This window comes from Streptomyces sp. MK7 (assembly GCF_032658145.1).
In the GTDB taxonomy this organism is placed as follows: Bacteria; Actinomycetota; Actinomycetes; order Streptomycetales; family Streptomycetaceae; genus Streptomyces; species Streptomyces spiralis.
The window spans coordinates 1-441 of sequence record NZ_JAVACL010000154.1 but is presented as its reverse complement, the minus strand read 5'-3'; the positions used below and the strand labels follow the sequence as shown (position 1 = coordinate 441).

General features: G+C 67.6%; 1 protein-coding gene. It reads left to right on the top strand.

Annotated elements, in window-relative coordinates:
- Nucleotides 1-441, top strand: a 441-nt coding sequence (locus R2S09_RS40260; RefSeq protein ID WP_316746258.1) for a carboxymuconolactone decarboxylase family protein, incomplete at both ends; no start/stop codon positions are given.

Genomic DNA, 441 nt, shown 5'->3' with positions numbered 1-441 from the left:
CAGCGCGTCAACATCGGCAAGCAGCACCCGGCCGCCTACAAGACCCTCATCACCCTGTCCTCGGAAGCGGAACAGGCCGCCACCGCAGCAGGCCTCGACCCACTCCTGATCGAACTGCTCAGGATCCGCACCTCACAGATCAACGGCTGCTCCTTCTGCCTGCGCATGCACACCCGCGACGCCCTCACCAAGGGCGAGAACCCCGACCGCATCGCCGTGCTGCCCGCATGGGCAGAGACCGGCTACTTCTCCCAGACCGACCGCGCCGCCCTCCGCCTGACCGAAGCGATCACACGCGTACCGGACGGACACGTCAGCGACGAGGACTACAACGCCGCCGCAGCCCTGCTCACCCCGGACCAGATCTCGGCAGTCGCCTGGCTGACCACCGTGATGAACGCCTTCAACCGCGTCGCCATCACCAGCCGCTACCCCGTCGGC